Source organism: Clostridium sp. UBA4395 (assembly GCF_002390995.1).
Classification (GTDB): Bacteria; Bacillota; Clostridia; order Clostridiales; family Clostridiaceae; genus Clostridium_J; species Clostridium_J sulfidigenes.
Map to the genome: position 1 here is coordinate 19,847 of NZ_DGRF01000032.1, position 21,772 is coordinate 41,618.

A 21,772-nucleotide genomic window follows, 5' to 3' on the forward strand; every position below is an offset into this window, starting at 1 on the left:
TATATTTAAGTTTATGGGATAATATTACTTTAAATGTTAAATATTAATTTCAAGTTCTACTGGACAATGGTCTGAACCTAATATCTCTGTATGTATCTTAGCTGAAATTAAATTTTCCTTTAATCTTTCTGAGGTACAGAAATAATCAATTCTCCATCCTGCATTTTTCTCTCTAGCTTTAAATCTATAAGACCACCAAGAATATGTTCCTTCTAAATCAGGATAGAAATTTCTAAAGGTATCTATAAATCCAGAATATAATAATTCAGTGAATTTATTTCTTTCTTCATCAGTAAATCCTGCATTTCTTCTATTATTTTTAGGATTTTTAAGATCTATCTCCTTATGAGCTACATTTAAATCTCCACAGACTATCACTGATTTATTTTCATCTAAATTTTTAAGATGTTTTCTAAATTCATCTTCCCAAACCATTCTATAATCAAGTCTTTCTAACTCCGACTTAGAGTTTGGAGTATATACTGTTACAAGATAAAACTTTTCAAACTCTAAAGTAATTACTCTACCTTCTTTATCATGTTCTTCTATTCCAATACCATAGGATACATTCATAGGTTCTATCCTTGTAAATATAGCAGTTCCTGAATATCCTTTTTTTTCAGCATAATTCCAGTATTGATGATATCCTTCTAAAGCAAGTTCTATCTGGCCACCTTGAACTTTACTTTCTTGAATACAAAACATATCTGCATCTACTTCTTTAAAGAAATCTAAAAATCCTTTTTGAACGCAAGCTCTAATGCCATTAACATTCCACGAAATCAACTTCATATATACTACCTCATTTCCAAAATAAGTTTTAAGTTATAATAACTTATAACTTAAAACTTATTTTATTATTAGCTATAACTTATCACTATAAGTTTAATGTGATTCTATTACCTTACTAATTATTGTAACATATAGTATATATTTATTTACACTACTATGGAGTAAATTGTCTACTAATTGATGCAACTATACTATTTTTTATATCCACTTTACATAGTAAAGCTCTTTCTGCAGAGGTGTTCTTCTTATACTTATCTATATGCTTTTTAAAAGTATCATAATTAACTGTTTGAAAATCAATCTTATTATTATCCGGGTTTACTTCATAGGCTAATAAGTTCATAGCTACATCCTTAGATACTTCATAAACCTTTGTTTCAACTACAGAATTTCTAATATAATAGTCATCATAAACTACATAAGTTCCATCCTCTTCTTTTATAGCTTTATTATCCTTTTTAGCTTCTACTAAGGCATCTTCTCCAGTATAAAATTCTACTTCATCAAAGGATATATAAATAACATTATTATCTGTGTAAATATCTTTTACATATCCAATTCTACTATCATACATATTCTCTTTTATATTTAAGGTAGCATGAACATTTCTTCCATATTCCTTTGTCACCCCATTGTATGAATATTGTCCAGGTTGATTTAATATATCTATCTTTGATTTTTCCCAAAGAACATAATCCTTTATCTTATTGTTATCTACAATTACTTCTACCTCTTCTGGTAAAACAAATGAAATGTCATCTTCATATATATCATAAGATAACTCAATTCCCTCCATTTTTCCCCTTATACTAGTAAGAATCTTTTCCATATTTTCTGTATCAACCTTATTATCAATAGCTAATTTTATAATATAGTAAGCATCATCGTACCTCTTTTTCTTTATATACTCATCCTTTATATCTGTATATATCTGCTTATCATTCTTTCCTTTTGTTATTGCAGCTTCATAGGACTTTCTAGCCTCTGCATATTTTTTTTCTTCTAGAAACTTATTTCCCTCCTTTATATACTTTTCTATTTCATTTTCCTCAACTTGAATATCTTTGGCTACATTTTCAGATAAAACAATCTCTTTATCTTTATTTTTGCATCCTCCCATTATAACTGTACCAGTGACCATAACAAAAGCTACAGAACACAATAGAAATTTATTTATTTTCATTTTCAAGCACCCCTTACTTAATAACTTTAATATAAGTATATGATGAAAATTTTAACAACTATAGTAAAGTTATTTCCAAGTTATTAACAAGGTTATTTTATACTTAATGGCATATCTACTCTTACAGTAACCTTTTCTCCATTTATAATATCTATAGAACCTCCATGATCTTTTATAATTTCACTGCATAGGTATAATCCGAGTCCTCTACTTTCAGATTCTGAAAACTTATTAGATTTTACAAAAGGTTCAAAAATATGATCGTATATTCCCTTAGAAATAACTCCTGACATACTCTCTACTTCTAGAATATATTTCTTTCCTTCTATTTTCCCATTTATATAAAGAGACTCTTGTGATTTAGAATACTTTATACCATTGTCAATTAAATTTATAATAAGTTCCCTAATCCTGTTACACTGTGCTAATACTATACCATTTTCTAAATTTCTTATAATTTTCATAGAGTGTTTTCTAGCTTTTATACTCATGTCATCACTTATCTCATCTATAAGTTTATCTATTCTAATATCCTTAAATTCTTCTGTAGTATAAGATAATCCCTTGGATATTTCTATTAACTCTATAATTAAGTGATGCAATCTTTCACTTTCTAGATAGATTCTTTCTATAGCTCTTTTCTTGAAAGCCTCCTCCTTTACCATTCCATCATTTATCATCTCTGCATATCCAGAAATAGCAGTTAAAGGGGTCTTCATTTCATGAGTCACATTATCAAAAAAAGCTTTTCTACTTTTCTCTAATTTCTCTACCTTTTGCTTTTCTTCTTTTATTGTATTTATATGTTCTTTTATTTTTTCTTTCATATTATTAAATTCTCTTGACAATATAGCTATTTCATCATTTCCATGAACATCTACATAAAAACTATAGTCTCCTTGTCCAACTTTTTTTACACCTTCTGTCAATGTTATTATAGGCTTAGTAACTTTAGTTATTATGAAAAAGCATAAGCTAAATATAAAGAATAATATAATTCCTTCTACAGCAGTTATAAATAAAAGTATCCTATTATTTTCACCATAAACCTCACTATAATCTTTTATTATACTAAGCACCCCTAGATTATCTTCATTTACAAAAATAGGATATGACAGAACTCCATATAGTTTTTTATCTTCATATTTAAGATTAACAATAGCAGCTCCAGATTTAGCATTTTTATTTCCACTATCTAATATTTTCCTAAAAGATTCATCTACGTTCTCACTTAATACCTTACCATCTGTACCACTTATTTCTACAGTACACTGAAAATTAGATGATATATATCTCTTTAAGTAATTGCTTTCTTTAACTAAGCTATCTTTTTCATACTCTAAATCTGTAGCTAGCAGTCTATATTTTATAGCTTCTCTAGTACTATACATAATTTCGTTTAGTGAATTACCTATGGATGTCTCCATTCTAATAATTAATATATGTCTTATGGATAAATTCAATATTACTCCAAAAGTTATAATTATAGATAGTATAGAAAATATAAATTTTACTCTTATCTTCATATTATTACCTCATTACATATCCTACTCCAAATACTGTATCTATAAGATATCTCTCATTTTCATTATCTAATTTACTTCGAATTCTTCTTACATGAACATCTACAGTTCTAATATCTCCATCATAATCATATCCCCAAACTTTATTAAGAAGTTCTTCTCTTGAAAATACTCTATTCCTATTCTTCACTAAGAATTCAAACAAATCATATTCCTGTGGTTTCAATCTGACTTCTTCTTCATCCTTTAATACAATTCTACTATCTATATTTATTTTTATATGATTTGAAACTTCTAAAAATTCACTTTGGCTCTTCACTTTGTACTTTTCTACACATCTAAGAGCAGTTTTAACCCTTGCAAGGACTTCCTTTATATGAAATGGCTTAGTTATATAATCATCAGCTCCTAGCTCTAATCCTAAAATTTTATCTACTATATCATTTCTTGCAGTTAATATTACAATTGGAATTAAATACTTACTATTAATTTCTTTACATAACTCGAAGCCACTTTCATCTGGTAAATTTAAATCTAACAAAGCTAAATCAGGTTTATAATTTTTTACTAATTCTCTGCCTTCTTTAGCCGTAAATCCACATCTTACATTATATCCTTCACTTTTTAATGCAGTATATAATATATCACTTATAGATATCTCATCTTCTACTATTAAAATCTTTATACCCATATCTCTCTCCCAAATTAAAAATTATCCACTAATTATAATATACATCTTCATATTATATATGGCAAATATATGAAGTAACTGTCTCAAATAAAAAATCCCCATCTATATTAGATAGGGATTAAAACTATATTCTTTCTACACTTTCTCTTACAACTAATTCAGATGTATACCTATACTCTGATTGTTCTCTTGGTTGTCGTAAAATTATAGATATCAACTCTTCAGTGGCTTTTTTAGCCATTTCTTTTATAGGTTGTTTAAAGGTTGTAAGTGCTGGCGTTATAATTTCAGAAAAAGCCAAATCATCAATACCTATGACAGATAAATCATATGGTATAGATATCTTAACCTTATTGGCAACTTTATAAACTCCATAAGCAATAACATCAGAACAAGCTACTATAGCTGTAACCTTATTATTACACCTTAAAAGTTTTTCCGCTCCCTTAATACCAGTTTCTACATCATGCATAGAAGAGTATGTCCATTCATCATCTATTTCTAAGCTATGATCTTTCATAGCTTGTCTATACCCTTCCATGCCATCTCCACAATTTGCTAACCAAGATGTTCCATTAATACATCCTATATTTTTATGTCCTAATTCAATAAGATATTTAGTTGCTTCATAACCATCCCTACAACTATCTAGATATACATTGCAAACGTCTTCACTACTACTAATGCTACGATGAATAGCCACCATAGGATACTTAATTCTTAATAAATCTTCAAATTGCCAACTCTCCTTTATTAAACTAGGCGCAATTATAATACCATCTACACAGTGCTCTCTCATTAGGTTAATATACTTATGTTCATTTTCTGCATAATTATATGTACTGCAAACTAATATGCTGTATCCATGCTCCTCTGCGGTTTCCTCAATACCCTTAATTATTCGTGAAAAATAAAAACTCGAAATATCCGGCAAAATAACCCCAATAAGCTTAGTTTCTCCATTAACCAAACTCCTAGCCATGGCATTCGGTTTATAGTCAAGCTCCTTAATTAAATTTAGTATTCTCTGTTTTGTCTCCTCTGTAGTTTTTGCTGTCTTTCCATTAATAACATTAGAAACCGTAGTTGCCGACACTTGGGCAATCTTCGCAATGTCCTTTATTGTAACCCCCATACAGATTCCTCCTACTTTATGTCATTTATTAAGCTATAAATATATTATATATGATACTCTATTAAACTACAATAGACCATATGCTCCCCCATATTTATCAAGTAAGCACATGGTCTATGTTAATTATTTTATCAATTTCTACTATTTCTTATATTCAATATGTCTAGCCTTAAAATTACAGGAACAAGATCTATTTATTGTAGTACTTGTCATATATCTTCTAACCTTAAGATAGAAAAATATAGTAGCAAAAATAAGTATAATAAAACCGTATAAATAATTATATCTATATCCCAAGTTATTCAAAATAGTTCCACCAAGAAAATTCCCTATAGCTAATGAGAATCCATTAGCTAGCATCTTTAATGATGCAAATATATCTCGATGCTCTATGGCTATATTACTCATCATCAGACTATCTAAAGAGTAAATTATAAGACCAACAGATATACCTCTAATAACTAAGAAAAGTATAAACAATTCACTGCTAGAAACCACTGCTAACATAAGACAACTGATAATTGCAATTATAAATACAGTCAGGTTAAATTTCTTTACCCCCATCCGTTCTATAATCCCTGGCATTAAAATAAGCCCAAACATACTTAAAATAGTTAATGAAAAAGTTATATAAGATATTATATTATTTCCTAAACCAAAATAATTCTTTAATATTAAATTATTATAAGGTGCTACACCACTAAATCCTATGGCATTAATAAATAGAAGCATAGAAAAAAGTCTAATTTGCTTATCAGATTTTAAGCATTCTATTGTTTCTCTCATACTTTTCTTTACTTCTTCATTTTCTGCTACATTAGTTATATCCTTAGGTAGCAATAAGCATCTAATAGTTGAAGTCACTATTAGAATTATGGCTGCTAGTATAAACAATTTTTTATACCCTATTCTCGCAAAATATTCTATGCCTGTTATATTTCCAGCTATTAGTGCTCCTACAGCTCCGGCTATTAAATTTACAGAATACTTATAGCTATAGGCACAACATTCCTTTTTGCCTATAGTATATGAATACAACAATTGTAACTCTGTAACATTTATAAGACACGTACCTATATTTATAAGAATTTGACCAAACATAAGAATTATCATTGCCCTAAATCCCATATGAAACCCGATTCCTATGGCACAAATTAATAATCCTATACATAAAATTCTCTTTCTTCCAAGTATTTTAATAAATGGTCCTACAAAAAAGCCTGTCAAAGTAAATAGGGAGCCTAGAGAAAATATTGTTCCTATAGCTTCAGCTGATAAGCCTATAAAATCATAATATAAAATTTGCAAGAAGAAAAACATTCCCATGGCTAGAGCGCATAAACCTTCACTCGCTACCATTATATGTATATTTTTAGGAAATGTCTTTATTATTTGTAACGTCTTTAATTTACCCATTTTATGTCCACCTTAAATAATCATTCTCTATTTAGGGTAAACAAAATTTCAATACTTATACAAAAAGAGAGCATTATTGCTCTCTTAAAATTAATTATATTCAACTTCTTTTAAGCATAATCCTTTAGCCTGAGCCATTGGTCCAGCTTGTGCTCTCTCTTTTGCCTCTAAAATTTTAGCAACATCACTTGGCTTTAACTGATTTTTCCCAACTTCTAAAAGAGTTCCAACTATTATTCTAACCATATTTAAAAGGAATCCATCTCCATTGACTTCTATTTTAATAATCTCATCATCCTTTGTTATATCAATATAATTTATAGTTCTAACAGTGGATTTATTATCTGATTTTAAGCTTGTAAAACTCTTAAAATCATGGGTACCAACCAAAACATCTGCAGCTGCCATCATAGCATTTAAATTTATTTCTTCTTCAATGTGGTATGTAAATTTTCTATTAAATACATTTCTATATTTTCCATTGTTTATAGTATACTCATAGGTTTTTGCCTTTGCATTATATCTAGAGTGAAATCTTTCGTGAACATCAGTTACTGATTTTACAACTATATCCTCTGGTAAAAATTCATAAAGATAGTTCAAAATATCTTCATTGGTAAGGGTAGATTTAGTATGAAAATTAGCTATATAGTTTTTAGCATGTACTCCTGTGTCTGTTCTCCCACAACCTATAACTTGAATATCTTCATTAGTCATCTTACTTAATACATTTTCAATTTTATCTTGTATAGTAGCAACATTATCCTTTTGCTTTTGCCATCCTTTATATCTAGTTCCATCATATTCTATTACCATTTTAAAATTTCTCATAAAATCTCCTTTATTATCTCTGCTAGTTAAATTCTCTATAGAATAAACAGAGTTCTAACTCTTAGCTCATTCCAATTAAGTATATACTCTTTACTAAAATAAAGCTATAAAATTATGTAGTTATACTATTTAACTGTCTTGCAATTTTTAATTATCCCTTGGTAGAGGTATTCTAAATACTCTACATCCACATTTTCAGCCTTTAAACTATCAATTCTTTCTCTAGCCTTTTCTATAGCCTCTTTTGCTTCTGGATAATCCCTTTGTTTTATAGCATTACTGGTATATTGAAGCAAATAATCTACTTTTAATACAATTTTGGCTAAGTCTTCTCTATCATCATTTACTAAATCCAATAATATAGAATATATCTTAGGGGATGAGCTATTTCTATGAGTATTTAAAAAGTTATTATTTTTACTATTTTTCTTTGCCATAATATAATTTCTCCCTTCTTAATCCTAAAATTTTTATCTATTTTCAAACACAACTTTTCCTTTACATAGAGTCTTTACAATATTATACTTATTATCTAATATTACTATATCACAGTCCTTGCCTTTATCTAAACTACCCTTCCTATGAAGTATATTTAAATTCCTAGCTGGGTTTGTACTTGCCATAGTGACAGCGTCTTCTAAGGTACATCCAGTGAATTTTATTATATTCTTTACAGCATCTATCATAGTTAAACAACTTCCAGCTAAGGTTGTATCTTCAAGTCTAGCTTCATTTCCAACTTTAATAACCTTTTGTCCACCAAGTTTGTACTCACCATCTTTTAACCCTTTAGCTTCCATAGAATCTGTTATTAATATTATTTTTTCCCTTCCCTTTATTTTATAAACAGCTTTTATAGTGTCTTTGTGAAGATGTATTCCATCACATATTATTTCTACACCTAATTCATCAAAAGTAAAACCAGCAGTAACTACTCCAGGTTCTCTGTGATGATGAGGGCTTTGTCCATTGTGAAAATGTGTAACACTGGAAAGACCCTTTTCTACTGCTATTTCTATTTGAGAAAAAGTTCCATCACTATGCCCTACTGATGGAATAATATTATTATTTGTAAGACATTTTATAAATTCGAACTTATTGTCTAATTCAGGAGCATAAGTAACCTTTTTAATGTTATTGTGAGAATGTTTTATAATCTCCTTCATTATCTCACTATCTGGGGTTAAAATATAATTCTCAGCCTGAGCTCCCTTATACTTTTTATTTATAAAGGGACCTTCCAAATGAAGTCCAATTATTTCTGCTCCATCTGCTTCATTATTATCATTATGGTTTTTAACCTTTAAAGTATTATCAATAGCTTCTCTTATTTTTTTCAAACTTGCAGTCATGGTGGTTGGAAGAAAAGCTGTAACTCCTTCTCCTGGCAATTTATTAGTTAGATTTCTTAAACCTTCATAATCAGTGTCCATGACATCTATTCTGTATCCACCATGGGTATGTTCATCTATAAAGCCAGGTACTGCGTAACATCCTTTTTCTATAACTAAAGACTCTCCATGGTCTGCAATTTTTCCATCTTTAATATATATTGTTGTATCTGTTAATACCTTTATCATTACCATTGCTCCTTAAATCTTTATTTTTCACTAACAAAGCAATTATTAATATTCATATTAAATATATTTCCAATCTTACTATTTAAATGAAAAAACTTTGAAACCCGCATGAATAGAACAAGTAGTTAAATAGTTAAATAGTTTCCTATATAGCTATTTGGCTATTTACCTATCTAAATAGTGAACTATGGAAATAGTACGATATTCTACATTTCATTATAAGATAATCTTACTAAAGGTTAAACATATTTTTATTACTCTAGTAGAAAAACTTTTTGTATTTTTTATTAACTATAAACACATGCTATTCGTATATTAATTACTAAAGTCACTAATGATATTTTAAAAAGGAGGATTAAAATGAGTAAAAAATTTATACGTAATTTAAGTTTAGTCCTTGTAATTATAAGTTCTTTTATGTTTGTTGGATGTACTTCTAACACAGGGTCTACCTCAAACTCAACTACAGACAAGGATGAAAATAAAAGTGTATTTAATACTGTGAAAGAAATTGATGATGAAATAATTAAGGGAGCTTCTCAAAACAATCAGAGGAATCCTTCATCCTCAAAAGATGATTTAGCAGTTAAGCCGTCAGATGTAGATGAAAATATATCCAATGACAGCTCTAATAACCCATCTAATGAAGATCCTGCTCCAATAGCTTCAAAAATAGATACTACTAATCTTAGCAATGAAAAAATAGCATGGTGGTTTAAACCAAATAAACAACATGTGACACCAGAAGTAAATTTAAAATTAAAGTTTGATTTAAATAAATATGATGCTCATTACGTAGGAGATACTAGTAAAAAGGTACTTTATTTAACCTTTGATGAAGGTTATGAAAATGGATATACCCCTAAAATTTTAGATATACTAAAAGCAAATGATGTTAAGGCTATATTCTTTGTAACTTCACCTTATGTAAAAGATAATCCAGATATTATAAAAAGAATGGTAGAAGAAGGTCATATTGTTGGTAATCATACAAATCATCATCCTTCTATGCCAGATGTTACTAGATCAGAGGAGAAATTTAACAATGAATTTTCAGATGTAGAATCAAAGTTTAAAGAAATTACTGGTGAAAATATGCCACTTTATTTCAGACCACCAATGGGTGAATATTCCGAGAAATCTTTAGCTATGACAAAAAATCTAGGTTATAAAACATTATTTTGGAGTTTTGCATATCATGATTGGGATATAAACAAACAACCTGATCCAGTTAAAGCAAAAGATACTATAATGAACGGCTTACACAATGGCGCAATTCTTCTTGTTCATGCAGTTTCTAAGACCAACACAGAAATCCTTGATTCCATACTAAAAGAAGCCAAAGCACAAGGCTATGAATTTCAACTATTCCAGTAGATTATAAAATATATTACTTTAAAGATGCTCTTAAAATATTTTCAAAATGCATTCTTCCTAAAATATAATAAGCAAGAAAAGGAGTATTAATACATTTGTAAGCAGTATTAATGCTCTTTTCTTATAATTATCTTCAATCTTTTCTTTACAATGTCATTACTTAAATATATAATTATTGTATCGTTACAATAATTATATTTAGAATAATGAAAGGAGTATTAATAATGAACTCTATTTCAATAGAATTAGATAAATCTTCTACAATACCTATGTACCTTCAAGTAGCTAATAAAATTGAAGCATTAATAAAATCTAACACTTTAAAAATTGGTGATAAGCTTCCCCCTATTCGTAAATTAGCTAATGAATTAGAAGTTAATAATGTAACTATAGTTAATGCATATAAACAACTTGAGATAAACGGATACGTTAACGCTATAAAGGGAAGTGGATATTATGTAGCAGAACAAGATAATATCTATATGAGTTATGATATTTCATCCTCCCCATCCAATAGTAGAGGTATAAATTCTGAAAATCTAGATTCACATAATACCTATGTAGCTTCCCCTAACTACCAGGAAGACTTTAAGCTTATGTCTAATGGTCAAATTGCTATGTCTTCAACTACTATTAACTTTGCTAGTGCTACTCCTGATCCAGGCATCTTCCCTTTTGAAGCCTTTAAATCTGCTTTAAATGAAGTCCTAGATAGAGATAAAGGTTACGCATTTGGATACCAAGAAAGCAATGGTTATGAACCTCTTAGGTCTTCTTTATGTGATTATTTTCTTCAAGAGTATGGAATAAATGCTACTTCAGATAGCATTCAAATAGTTTCTGGTGCTCAACAGGGTATTGATATAATTGGTAAAGCTCTACTAAGTCCTGGTGATTATGTTATTACAGAAAATCCTACTTATACAGGAGCTGTTGCTGTATTTAAATCTAGAGGAGCTAATATCATCGGTGTACCCATGGAAGCTGATGGCATAAACTTAAAGTTATTAGAAGCAAATATTAAAATATATAAACCTAAATTAATATATGTAATGACTCAATTTCAAAATCCTACTACAGCCTCTTATTCTGAAGAAAAACTTAATCAGCTATTAGCTTTAGCTGATAAATACGATTTATATTTGGTGGAGGATGATTCTTTATCTGGACTTTCCTATGATAGTTCTTTTAAGAGCAAAACCCTTAAATCTATGGATAGTAAAAATAGGGTTATCTATATCAAAAGCTTCTCAAAGCTTTTAATGCCTGGACTTAGAATAGGATTTATAATTTCTCCTGAAGCTATAAAAGATGAACTTTTAGCAGCAAAACATACTACTGATATTTCTTCTTCTGGATTAATTCAAAGAGCACTGCAACTTTATTTTAAAAATGGTTACTGGGAAAAACATCTAAAATATATGATAGAGATGTATAAAATAAAATATGATGCCATGAAATCAGAACTAAAAAAGCTTAAAATATATGGCATAGATTTTATAGATCCTAAAGGTGGTCTTAACTTTTGGGTAACACTTCCTAAGGGCGTTTCTGCTAGTGAGCTATATGTTCAATGTTCAAAAAAAGATGTATTAATTGTTCCTTGCAATGTATTCTATGTAAATAAAGATAAAAATATAGATAACACTTTAAGACTTAGTTATGCTGCCACTAATTTAGAAGAAATTCAAGTTGGCATGAGTATAATCGCTGACTGCCTATCAATGCTTATAAATAAAGGTAAAAGAACCTCTTATATAAGTCCTCTTATATAAGAAAAATAGGTTCTGTATGCAAATAGTAAACTATTTATACAGAACCTTTAATTTTATCCCAAAAGCTTTTCTTCTATATTTATATACTCATGTGCAGCCTTTAATCCTTCTTCTCTCGTATTAAACACCGCTTCTTTACCTAAGGATTTTACAAACTCCATTTTAGTAAGTGCTTTTTTAGGTTGTAGTTGTAGATTTGATATTATCAGTTTTATATTGTGCTTATTACAATGATTGTGTAACCTTTCTAGCGCTGAAATTGCACTGGCATCTAATGCTTGAGTATGCCTCATGTCTAATAATAATACTTCTGCTGCAGTCTCAATTTTACTTATCATCTTAATAAAATCTTGAACTACTCCAAAGAAGAAAGGTCCGTTTACTTCATATATTAAAATTTTATTATTATCAATCTGTATTACTTCTCCATCTTTATTTCTTTTGCTTTTTATTCCTTGAACTTTTTTAATATCTGTAGTTTCAGCTAATCTTCTTATCCATAAGAACATAGCTAGAATCATTCCTATCTCTATAGCTACTACTAAATCAAATACTATAGTAAATATAAAAGTTAAAAGTAAAATTATAATATCACTTTTTGGTGCTTTAAGAAGGGATTTAAAGGTTGACCACTCACCCATATTATAAGAAACTACAATTAATACTGCTGCCAAAGTTGTCATAGGTATCATTTTAGCTAAAGGCATAAATAATAGCATTATTAATAATAAGGTTATAGCATGTACCATTCCTGAAATTGGACTTCTACCACCATTTTTAACATTAGCTGCTGTTCTTGCAATGGCTCCTGTAGCTGGAATTCCTCCAAATAAAGCTGAACCTATATTTCCAATACCTTGAGCAATGAGCTCCATATTGGAATCATGACTATCATCTATCATTCCATCTGCTACAACTGCTGATAGTAGGGATTCTATAGCTGCTAATATAGCAATAGTCATAGCTGGCTTAAATAAAACTTTTATTGTTTCTATTTCAAACATGGGAATTGAAGGCACTGGTATACTAGATGATATTTGTGCATATTTACTACCTATTGTTTCTACTGGTAAATTAAATAACTGAACTGCTAGAGTAGATACAATAAGTGCTATAACGGAACCCGGAATAGTTTTATTTACCTTTGGCCAAAACACCATTATTAGTATACATCCAATTCCAACTAAAAGTGCAGTAATATTTAAAGTGCCCATATTAGAAAAGTAGCTTTGCCACTTAGGTATAAACTCTACTGGTACATTTTTAATATTAAGTCCTAAAAAATCTTTAACTTGTGTAGATAATAAAGTTATGGCTATCCCACTAGTAAAACCTACAGTTATAGTATGTGGAACATACTTTATAAGATCTCCTAATTTTAATACTCCCATTATAACAAGCATAATTCCGGCCATAAGGGTTGCTATTATAAGACCATTAATACCATACATTTGTACTATAGTATAAACTATAACTACAAAAGCTCCGGTAGGACCTCCTATTTGCACTCTACTTCCACCTAAAAAAGAAATTATAAATCCAGCAACTATAGCAGTGATGAGGCCTTTTTCCGGAGATACTCCAGAAGATATACCTAGTGCAATGGAAAGTGGTAATGCTATTATAGCTACTATAATTCCAGCCATAACATCCTTCATTACTTGCTCTTTAGTAATTTTTTTCTCGTTAATAAGAGTAAAAATCTTTGGTGACATCTTTTCTCCATCCTTTACTTTAGCTTTAGTCACTCAACAATATTCTATTTTAATACTTATTTCTGCTAATAAGTACTAAAGTAGGGTATCGTGGCAACGAACATAGCCTCAGTGGAAGATTATCGTCCTCTGAAGCCTAATGCTTATGCTATTATTTATGGGTGCAAAATAAGCTTTACACCCATAGATATTTTATACCTTGCTATTTGAATTGTCAAATTTATATTTTATATGGAATAATTTACATTTTATAAATTGATAAGGTTCTATCTAAAATACCTGTTAAATACGCAAGTATAACTCCATAGTTAGTTATAGAAACCTTCTTATCTTTGCACTGATTTATTCTGTTAATAACAGTTTTTCTGTTTATCATACATGCTCCACAATGAATTATCAAATCATATTTTTCAATATCCTCTGGGAAATCATGACCAACTCTATATTCATAATTAAGATCAAATCTTACATGTTTATTTAAAAGCTTTGGAATCTTAACTTTTCCTATATCTTCATGAGACACATTATGAGAGCAGCTTTCTGATATAAGTATTCGTGAATTTTCATTAAGGTCTTTGATTTTATTAGCCCCCTCTACAAATACAGATAGGTCTCCTTTATGTCTTGCAAAGAGCATAGAGAAACTAGTTAATTTAATATTAGATGGAACTATTTTATCTACCTTCTTAAAAGCTTGGGAATCTGTTATTACTAAGTCTATATCCTTAATATCTACCAGAGCAGATTCCAATTCTGTATCTCTTACTACATAACTTTTTATTCCATAATCTAAGCAATCTCTTATGCATTGAACCTGAGGTAATATTAACCTTCCTTTCGGTGCTTCTGAATCTATAGGTACTACAAGAACAACCTTACTATTATAAGGTAATAAATCACCTATTATGGGAAGTTCCTCTTGATTCTCTTGTACCATAGCTATAATTTTTCCCTTTAAAGTTTCAATTCCTTCACCAGTTATGGAAGATACAAATACACCTTCAGAAAACTCATTTTTCAAATCTATTATTCTATTATTATTATTTAAAACATCTATCTTATTAATGACAAGGATATGTGGCACATTATACTTTTTAAAATTTAACTTTACTTCTTCGTAAGCTTTTATGTCTATATCATCAGAATCCATAACATATAGAGCTAAATCTGTCCTCTTAACTATTTCAAGAGTTTTCTCACTCCTTACAGCTCCAAGCTTAGTATCATCCCAAAGTCCTGCTGTATCAATAAATAGAACTGGACCAATTGGAATTAACTCCATTGCCTTTGAAACTGGGTCTGTAGTAGTTCCCCTTACATCTGAAACTATAGAAATTTCTTGTTTAAGAATTTTATTTAATAATGATGATTTTCCTACATTAGTTTTACCATATATAGCTATATGCGTTCTATTAGAATTAGGTGTAGTATTCATTCTCTCTCTCCTTCTAATCTATTGCTTACGTATCCAGTCTAAATTATCTCCTCTAGTAATATCTAACTGGAATCCTGCACTTTTTATTCTATTTTCAATACAATATCTACATTCTGCTGCTTCATCTCCAGTGCATATCTTTCCATCATAAAGAGAATATTTCTCTCTCACACTTCTTGGTGATAGGTTAGGCATAACAACATTTGCTCCAGCTTTAATTCCCATCTCCCTTCCCAAAGGATTAATACTACCTAGTGCTGTAGTAGCAGGTAATAAAATATTGGGGACTAAAAGTCTTACTAAAGCTAGCATAGTAATAGTTTTTTCTAAAGTTCCTGATTTACAATCCTTTAATACTGTGTCCTTATGGGGTATAAAAGGACCCAATCCACACATATGAGGAGATAGTTCTTTTATAAATCTTAAGTCATTAACTAAATCCTTATTTTCTTGTCCAGGTAACCCCACCATAAATCCTGCCCCTATTTGATATCCTATTTCCTTTAGGTTGTATAGGCATTGTCTTCTATTCTCAAAGGTAGCACCTGGATGAAATCTATCATAAAGTTCTTTTGTAGCAGTTTCGTGTCTTAATAAGTATCTATCTGCACCTGCATCATAAAGTTTCTTATAGGATTCATAACTTCTCTCTCCTAAAGAAATTGTTATAGCATTTTCAGGATATCTTTGTTTTATATCTTTAATAACCTGTACTAATCTTTCATCTGTATAATATGGATCTTCTCCACCTTGTAATACAAAAGTTTTATATCCTAGTTCATCTCCTAGGTCTGCACATTCTAATATCTCTTCTAGAGTAAGTCTATATCTATCAGCATTTTTATTTTCTGCTCTAATTCCACAATAAACACAATTCATGCTACAGTAATTAGTGAATTCAATGAGACCTCTCATATATACTTTATCTCCATATACTTTCATCCTAGTTTCATGAGCTTTTTCTATTAAATATTTTTTACTTTCTTCATCCAAATTATCTAATATGTACAATAACTCCTCTGAAGATAAATCATTAGTTAAAGCTAACTTATCTATTAAATCTCTTATCATAATTTTCCCCTTTACAATATAATTTTATAATATACTTAACCTAAAATAAAAGTCTAGCCATCTTAATATAGAAAGAAAGCTAGACCCATAATATATAACAATAACTATGGTTCTGGTTTTATAGTTTCCTTTCAGATTAGATTGTTTTATCTTTTCCGTTAGATTTTTAAACCTTTACATTTATTTTTATGAAAATTTAAACTTAGTATTCCATCTTTAGAATAATACTTTATTATAATAAATTCAAGCCATTTATTGCAGTGACTTGAATAAACCAATTATTTATTGATTATTATATAATCTATTATAATAAGTTTCGTCTATAGAAGGATTCTTTATAATAATTACTCCTTGAAAATAATCAGTAGTTACCCCTGGATTTTTCCCTATAATTCCTCCAACTTCTTCCCCATCTACATCTTCTTGTGAATATAATATATCATCTGGAAATGGAAAATATATAGGAATAAATTTTCTTTTATATGGACTTCTTGAGTTGTTTAAATCTATTACTATATCCTCTTTATCTAACTTTATTTCTTCGAGGAGCGTATTTAAATCTTGTCTTGCTGTATTTATTTGTATTTGTGTATTATCAAAATTAAATTTACCTTTTTGGTATATAACATTAATCCCTAAAACCTTATCCTTAAATTTCTTATCCTTTGCAATTTTGGCTCCTAAAAAATCTACATCTAAAATTTTATGTTGATAGCTATATATCTGATATACATGAACATAACATCTTTTCATATTCATATCTTTATAGAAACTATTCAAATTATCATATAAATATTGAGAATACTTTTCATTTCCATTTGTATTATTTGAATCATCTTGATAATATGTTTTCATAATTTCTTGCAAATTTTTCATATTATCTAAAACAATTTTTATGTTATTTAAATCATCATTTAAAGCTTCTTTATATTCTTCCTCATTGACATTAATATCACTATAAAAATTATCTATATGCTTTAAAATTATTTCATTTCTTTTTTCTAAATCCTCATCATTACTTATATTTGTTATAGTCTCTTCACTTTTTAAATTTTCCAAAAAATTATTTATATTTTCTATTTGCTTCTCTGTTAAATCTGGATTTCTATTAATTATCCTTTTAAAATATAAATCAATAAATTCATAGGATTCTCTTATACCTATTCCAACAATATTTAATTTTTTATTGTCGGGAAGCTGACTATTTTTTAAATATAATCTTTTAAACATGTCCACCGTTGAATCTCCAATAAATGCATATCCCATAGAACTATTATTATATGATTCTAATAAGGCTTCATCTCCAGTCTGCAAGTATTCATTTATAATTGCAGCTTCTGCATACCCTGCATCAACTAAAAAATATTTTAACTTCCATGTATCCATTAAGTAAGATATAAATTTATATTGAATTTGCTCATTCTCCTTTATTCCACCTTCTTCATTAGTTAAAATTATTTTTTTATCCTTTATACTGCTATCAAAAATTCCCAATCCAGAATAATCCTCATAGTTAGTGAAGTCTATAGTAGAAGAATTTTTACCTATATAACTTTTCTCATTAGCTGGCAATGATATGTACATTCCTCCTATTAAAAAGATAAATCCTATCACAAAGGCAATGGTAATAATAATTTCTTTTTTTATTTTAAAATTCAATATGTCTCCCCCTTTTTATCGTAAAATTCATATCCATAATATATCTAAATTATACTTAATATTGAATTATATGTAAACCCAATTATATTTTACTTATATGTTGTTATAGATATTTCAATATCTTTAATCATGGGGAAAATTTCCTTTAAAAATAAGACTCAACCTACCATATCTAATGATAAATTGAGTCTTAATACCTATCTTGTTAAGTAAGCATATAATAATTTTATTGTTCCTTCTAAAGCTGTGTAGTGAGTTCTTTCCATTCCATGAGAAGCATGAACTCCAGGTCCTATTAGTGCACCTTTAATATTATTTCCACCACTAAGTGCTGCTCCAACATCTGAACCATACATTGGATAAATGTCTACAGCATATTTTATTTCGTTGCTTTTAGCAAGACTTACTAGGTCTGTAGTCATATTAAAATCATATGGACCATTAGAATCCTTAGCACAGATAGAAACATCATATTCTGTACAAGATAAATCTTCTCCAATACATCCCATATCTACAGCTATCATTTCTGTTATATCCGATGGTATATAGGCTGAACCATGTCCAACTTCTTCATAAACAGATATAAATACTTTAGTAGTATAGGTAGGAACTATCTTTTCGCTACTTAATATATGAAGAAGATTCATTAAACATGCAACGCTACCTTTATCATCTATAAATCTAGATTTCAAAAATCCACTTTCTGTTATAGTAGTTTTAGGATCTATAAATATAAAATCTCCAGGGCATATGCCTAGTTTTTCTACATCTTCTTTAGATTTTACAACTTCATCAAGTCTTACTTCCATATTCTTTGGATCACGAGCTTTAGATTTTGCATCTTCATACACGTGAATAGCAGGACTAGTGCTTAAAAATGTTCCATTATATATTTTTCCATCTCTAGTTCTAACCTTACAATATTCAGCATCTAAAGTAGGAACTATTGGTCCTCCAATTAAAGTAAACTTTAAAGTACCTTCACTAGAAATAGATCTTACCATAGCTCCTAATGTATCTACATGTGCAGATAACCCTATTACTTTGTCATTACTCTTTCCAGGAACAGTTATAACTCCACAGCCTTTAACAGTCTTTTCAAAAGTATAACCTAACTCTTCTGCCATTGATTGGATTTTATCCATAACTTCATAACAAAATCCACTTGGGCTATCAATAAGCAATATTTCTTTTGCTGTATTTAAAACCTTTTCTTTGTTTACTGTTATCATTTTTCGCCCTCCCGATAATATAAATTTTATATTTCTATTATTTTGTAATCTTAGATATAAAGTAGTTAATTTTTAAAATATCTAAATAATTATAATAGTCATATAATTTAGTCTCTCTAAATATTATAATATTCATCTATAAATTATTAAAGGGTTTATAAAAATATTTTTTGTAAAGTTTTCTATTCAATAAATTCCTTTTCTTTCATTTTTTCAGCATTATTAAATAAAGCCATACCAGTTTTCATCTTTCTAAAATTAAAGCTATTATAGAATCCTTCTTTTCCCTTAGCAGCATATAAAATCACATTGCATCCTGGCAATGACTCAAGTATAGTACTTACAATTAATTTTCCTATCCCTTTACCTTGATACTGTGGAAATATAGCTACATCATAAATTGCGCCTTGATAAACTCCATCTGATAATGCTCTTCCAAATCCAATAAGCCTATTGTTATCATATACAAACACAGTAATATAACTATTTTCAAATGCTTTCTTATGGGTATCTTCATCAAAATACCCCATACCTCCCAGCTTTAATATTTCTGGAATCAAGCTCCAATCTACATTATCACAGTTTTTTTCTATTTTTATATTCATAATATCGCTCCCAATTATGTTCTTTCATGTTAATTATTCATTCTTATATTTATCAATTTTTAAGGTTTTATATAAGCATAGCATTATTCTTGTTTCTTTACAATTTCAACTAATCCACCAGATACTACTCATATAAAATATTATACAATAATGTTTAATCATAGCTATAAATTATTTTTTTCCAGTGTATTAAGTTAATAATATCTATATTAAAATAAAAAGTCCACCTCTCTTATATTAAATTTTCTTTCTTAATAATAAAATAATCTGTGCTTCCCCATTAATATAAGGATAAAAACATTCTCCTTATTGGGTTTACACAGATTATTTTATACATTCTTACAATGTTCCATATTCATCTTTATCTAAAATAATTAAAGCTCTCGTTAATTCTTCCACATGCTCCTTTTCATCCCTAGTTATTTCATTTATGATTTTAATTAAAGTATCGTTATTTATATTTCTCACAAATTGTTCATAAAGTAAAATAGCCTCTAGCTCTCCTTTTATTCCTTCTCTAATAGTTGCAAGCAGATTAACTTCCTTATCATATTTATTAGTGTAGTCTTTATACTTCTCTTTAGATGATATATCTACATGTTCTTTGGCTTCTTCCTGTAATTCCGCCTGTTCTGGATCAACACATCTTAGAGCGTTTAAAAACATTGCATAATGCCTTTTTTCATCTTCCATAATATGATGAAATAATTCTTTAAGTTCTTTGTTTTCTGTAACTGCTATAAAATGACTATAATCATTTATAGCCACTACTTCTGCAACAAGTCCTTCTCTTAAAAAATCTTCAACACTTTTTGCTATGCCTTGTGGTTGTCTTTCAGTAGTATAACTCATAATAGTCCCCTTAATTATTTATCTACATTTTATATATATTAAAAATAATTTTATCTTATGAATGGTTCTTCTACATTTACATATATTACTTCTGTATCTAAAGAGATTTCATATACACATTTTTAGATAACTCATTAAGTCTATCCTCATCTAATATATATATTTTTTTATTATCACATTTTATAATTGATTTTGATTCAAGCTCTTTAAATGTTCTCACTAAATGCCTATAAGTTGTTCCTAAAAATTCAGCAATCTCTTTAAATGATGAGTTTAAAAGTATATAATTTCTATCATCTTTTAAATGCTCAACTAGGTAGCTAGCTAGCCTATTTACAAGAGGATATACAAAGTTATATGAACTATTATTAATGGTTTCATGAAGTTTTTCACTTAAAGAACCTACTAAATGATGCAAAAAGTTCACATTATCAATATAATTTGCTCTAAGTATAGTTGATGGTATGGCAATTAAAAAAGTATTTTCTATAGCTTCAACATTACATTGTATGGGCTTATTTTTTAAAAACTCTAAATCTCCTATAGTATTAAAGTCTTTATAAAACTTTAATAGCATTGATTTACCATTTTCAAAAAGATATGATATTTTAATTTTCCCATCTACAAGCAAATAGTAATACTCAAGCTCATCCTCTGCTTCTAATATAACTTCATCTTTTTCATAAAAATGGAGTTGAGCATAGTTTACTATCTCCTCATCAAATAGTTCTTCTATATTGTACTTAACAAAATACTTGTTTAAGAGTTGCTGATTCAATATTTTTTTCATAAATTCTCCTTATCATGACATATGTCCTATATATATATACATCAATATGGTAACTTATGAATTATAGGATGTAAAGTATAGATTGAGGTGTCTGATCGATTTTTGATAAT

Annotated in this window: 19 protein-coding genes; 2 read left to right on the forward strand and 17 right to left on the reverse strand. The window is 28.7% G+C overall.

Annotated features, from left to right (window positions below; all coding sequences use genetic code 11):
* Positions 1-36: 36 nt before the first annotated feature.
* The 9 genes from B2694_RS04880 to nagA all read right to left on the reverse strand — a co-directional run bounded on the left by B2694_RS04880 (position 37) and on the right by nagA (position 9,151).
* On the reverse strand, positions 37-792 hold the full coding sequence (locus B2694_RS04880) for an exodeoxyribonuclease III (protein ID WP_346884779.1): 756 nt from the start codon (positions 790-792) through the stop codon (positions 37-39).
* A gap of 154 nt (positions 793-946) precedes the next feature.
* Complete coding sequence (locus B2694_RS04885) at positions 947-1,975, reverse strand: hypothetical protein (protein ID WP_346884780.1); 1,029 nt, start codon at positions 1,973-1,975, stop codon at positions 947-949.
* 92 nt (positions 1,976-2,067) lie between these two features.
* Complete coding sequence (locus tag B2694_RS04890; protein ID WP_346884781.1) at positions 2,068-3,501, reverse strand: HAMP domain-containing sensor histidine kinase; 1,434 nt, start codon at positions 3,499-3,501, stop codon at positions 2,068-2,070.
* A gap of 4 nt (positions 3,502-3,505) precedes the next feature.
* The gene (locus B2694_RS04895; RefSeq protein WP_346847390.1) at positions 3,506-4,189 is read right to left on the reverse strand and encodes a response regulator transcription factor; all 684 of its coding nucleotides are present in this window, start codon (positions 4,187-4,189) and stop codon (positions 3,506-3,508) included.
* Positions 4,190-4,313: 124 nt separating this feature from the next.
* The gene (locus B2694_RS04900; protein ID WP_346884782.1) at positions 4,314-5,324 is read right to left on the reverse strand and encodes a substrate-binding domain-containing protein; all 1,011 of its coding nucleotides are present in this window, start codon (positions 5,322-5,324) and stop codon (positions 4,314-4,316) included.
* A gap of 141 nt (positions 5,325-5,465) precedes the next feature.
* On the reverse strand, positions 5,466-6,740 hold the full coding sequence (locus B2694_RS04905) for an MFS transporter (RefSeq protein ID WP_346884783.1): 1,275 nt from the start codon (positions 6,738-6,740) through the stop codon (positions 5,466-5,468).
* Positions 6,741-6,830: 90 nt separating this feature from the next.
* Positions 6,831-7,571 (reverse strand): tRNA pseudouridine(38-40) synthase TruA, encoded by a 741-nt coding sequence (gene truA, locus B2694_RS04910; protein WP_346884784.1) that lies wholly within the window; start codon positions 7,569-7,571, stop codon positions 6,831-6,833.
* Between the two features lie 125 nt (positions 7,572-7,696).
* Positions 7,697-8,008 carry a hypothetical protein gene (locus tag B2694_RS04915; protein ID WP_346884785.1) on the reverse strand — a complete coding sequence of 104 codons (312 nt, stop codon included), beginning with the start codon at positions 8,006-8,008 and terminating at the stop codon, positions 7,697-7,699.
* Positions 8,009-8,041: 33 nt separating this feature from the next.
* Complete coding sequence (nagA, locus tag B2694_RS04920) at positions 8,042-9,151, reverse strand: N-acetylglucosamine-6-phosphate deacetylase (protein ID WP_346884786.1); 1,110 nt, start codon at positions 9,149-9,151, stop codon at positions 8,042-8,044.
* 360 nt (positions 9,152-9,511) lie between these two features.
* Between nagA and pdaA the strand changes: the two genes are divergently transcribed.
* Both pdaA and B2694_RS04930 read left to right on the forward strand, forming a co-directional pair.
* On the forward strand, positions 9,512-10,528 hold the full coding sequence (gene pdaA, locus B2694_RS04925) for a delta-lactam-biosynthetic de-N-acetylase (RefSeq protein ID WP_346884787.1): 1,017 nt from the start codon (positions 9,512-9,514) through the stop codon (positions 10,526-10,528).
* A 224-nt stretch (positions 10,529-10,752) separates the two neighbouring features.
* Positions 10,753-12,303 carry a PLP-dependent aminotransferase family protein gene (locus B2694_RS04930; protein WP_346884788.1) on the forward strand — a complete coding sequence of 517 codons (1,551 nt, stop codon included), beginning with the start codon at positions 10,753-10,755 and terminating at the stop codon, positions 12,301-12,303.
* Between the two features lie 53 nt (positions 12,304-12,356).
* Here B2694_RS04930 and B2694_RS04935 read toward each other — a convergent pair whose 3' ends face one another.
* The 8 genes from B2694_RS04935 to B2694_RS04970 all read right to left on the reverse strand — a co-directional run bounded on the left by B2694_RS04935 (position 12,357) and on the right by B2694_RS04970 (position 21,662).
* On the reverse strand, positions 12,357-14,018 hold the full coding sequence (locus B2694_RS04935; RefSeq protein WP_346884796.1) for a SulP family inorganic anion transporter: 1,662 nt from the start codon (positions 14,016-14,018) through the stop codon (positions 12,357-12,359).
* A gap of 241 nt (positions 14,019-14,259) precedes the next feature.
* Positions 14,260-15,453: a [FeFe] hydrogenase H-cluster maturation GTPase HydF gene (hydF, locus tag B2694_RS04940; RefSeq protein ID WP_346884789.1), complete on the reverse strand. Its 1,194-nt coding sequence runs from the start codon at positions 15,451-15,453 to the stop codon at positions 14,260-14,262.
* Positions 15,454-15,471: 18 nt separating this feature from the next.
* The gene (hydE, locus tag B2694_RS04945) at positions 15,472-16,524 is read right to left on the reverse strand and encodes a [FeFe] hydrogenase H-cluster radical SAM maturase HydE (RefSeq protein ID WP_346884790.1); all 1,053 of its coding nucleotides are present in this window, start codon (positions 16,522-16,524) and stop codon (positions 15,472-15,474) included.
* Positions 16,525-16,806: 282 nt separating this feature from the next.
* Positions 16,807-18,183 (reverse strand): hypothetical protein, encoded by a 1,377-nt coding sequence (locus tag B2694_RS04950; RefSeq protein ID WP_346884791.1) that lies wholly within the window; start codon positions 18,181-18,183, stop codon positions 16,807-16,809.
* Between the two features lie 197 nt (positions 18,184-18,380).
* Positions 18,381-19,415 (reverse strand): M42 family metallopeptidase, encoded by a 1,035-nt coding sequence (locus B2694_RS04955; protein WP_346884792.1) that lies wholly within the window; start codon positions 19,413-19,415, stop codon positions 18,381-18,383.
* 182 nt (positions 19,416-19,597) lie between these two features.
* Positions 19,598-20,020 (reverse strand): GNAT family N-acetyltransferase, encoded by a 423-nt coding sequence (locus B2694_RS04960; protein ID WP_346884793.1) that lies wholly within the window; start codon positions 20,018-20,020, stop codon positions 19,598-19,600.
* 339 nt (positions 20,021-20,359) lie between these two features.
* The gene (locus B2694_RS04965) at positions 20,360-20,872 is read right to left on the reverse strand and encodes a ferritin-like domain-containing protein (RefSeq protein ID WP_346884794.1); all 513 of its coding nucleotides are present in this window, start codon (positions 20,870-20,872) and stop codon (positions 20,360-20,362) included.
* A gap of 97 nt (positions 20,873-20,969) precedes the next feature.
* The gene (locus B2694_RS04970; RefSeq protein ID WP_346884795.1) at positions 20,970-21,662 is read right to left on the reverse strand and encodes a Crp/Fnr family transcriptional regulator; all 693 of its coding nucleotides are present in this window, start codon (positions 21,660-21,662) and stop codon (positions 20,970-20,972) included.
* Positions 21,663-21,772: the final 110 nt, after the last annotated feature.

Coding starts and splice junctions, on each gene's coding strand:
- B2694_RS04880 (WP_346884779.1), bottom strand. CDS start 792: ATGAAGTTGATTTCGTGGAATGTTAATGGCATTAGAGCTTGCGTTCAA.
- B2694_RS04885 (WP_346884780.1), bottom strand. CDS start 1,975: ATGAAAATAAATAAATTTCTATTGTGTTCTGTAGCTTTTGTTATGGTC.
- B2694_RS04890 (WP_346884781.1), bottom strand. CDS start 3,501: ATGAAGATAAGAGTAAAATTTATATTTTCTATACTATCTATAATTATA.
- B2694_RS04895 (WP_346847390.1), bottom strand. CDS start 4,189: ATGGGTATAAAGATTTTAATAGTAGAAGATGAGATATCTATAAGTGAT.
- B2694_RS04900 (WP_346884782.1), bottom strand. CDS start 5,324: ATGGGGGTTACAATAAAGGACATTGCGAAGATTGCCCAAGTGTCGGCA.
- B2694_RS04905 (WP_346884783.1), bottom strand. CDS start 6,740: ATGGGTAAATTAAAGACGTTACAAATAATAAAGACATTTCCTAAAAAT.
- truA (WP_346884784.1), bottom strand. CDS start 7,571: ATGAGAAATTTTAAAATGGTAATAGAATATGATGGAACTAGATATAAA.
- B2694_RS04915 (WP_346884785.1), bottom strand. CDS start 8,008: ATGGCAAAGAAAAATAGTAAAAATAATAACTTTTTAAATACTCATAGA.
- nagA (WP_346884786.1), bottom strand. CDS start 9,151: ATGATAAAGGTATTAACAGATACAACAATATATATTAAAGATGGAAAA.
- pdaA (WP_346884787.1), top strand. CDS start 9,512: ATGAGTAAAAAATTTATACGTAATTTAAGTTTAGTCCTTGTAATTATA.
- B2694_RS04930 (WP_346884788.1), top strand. CDS start 10,753: ATGAACTCTATTTCAATAGAATTAGATAAATCTTCTACAATACCTATG.
- B2694_RS04935 (WP_346884796.1), bottom strand. CDS start 14,018: ATGTCACCAAAGATTTTTACTCTTATTAACGAGAAAAAAATTACTAAA.
- hydF (WP_346884789.1), bottom strand. CDS start 15,453: ATGAATACTACACCTAATTCTAATAGAACGCATATAGCTATATATGGT.
- hydE (WP_346884790.1), bottom strand. CDS start 16,524: ATGATAAGAGATTTAATAGATAAGTTAGCTTTAACTAATGATTTATCT.
- B2694_RS04955 (WP_346884792.1), bottom strand. CDS start 19,415: ATGATAACAGTAAACAAAGAAAAGGTTTTAAATACAGCAAAAGAAATA.
- B2694_RS04960 (WP_346884793.1), bottom strand. CDS start 20,020: ATGAATATAAAAATAGAAAAAAACTGTGATAATGTAGATTGGAGCTTG.
- B2694_RS04965 (WP_346884794.1), bottom strand. CDS start 20,872: ATGAGTTATACTACTGAAAGACAACCACAAGGCATAGCAAAAAGTGTT.
- B2694_RS04970 (WP_346884795.1), bottom strand. CDS start 21,662: ATGAAAAAAATATTGAATCAGCAACTCTTAAACAAGTATTTTGTTAAG.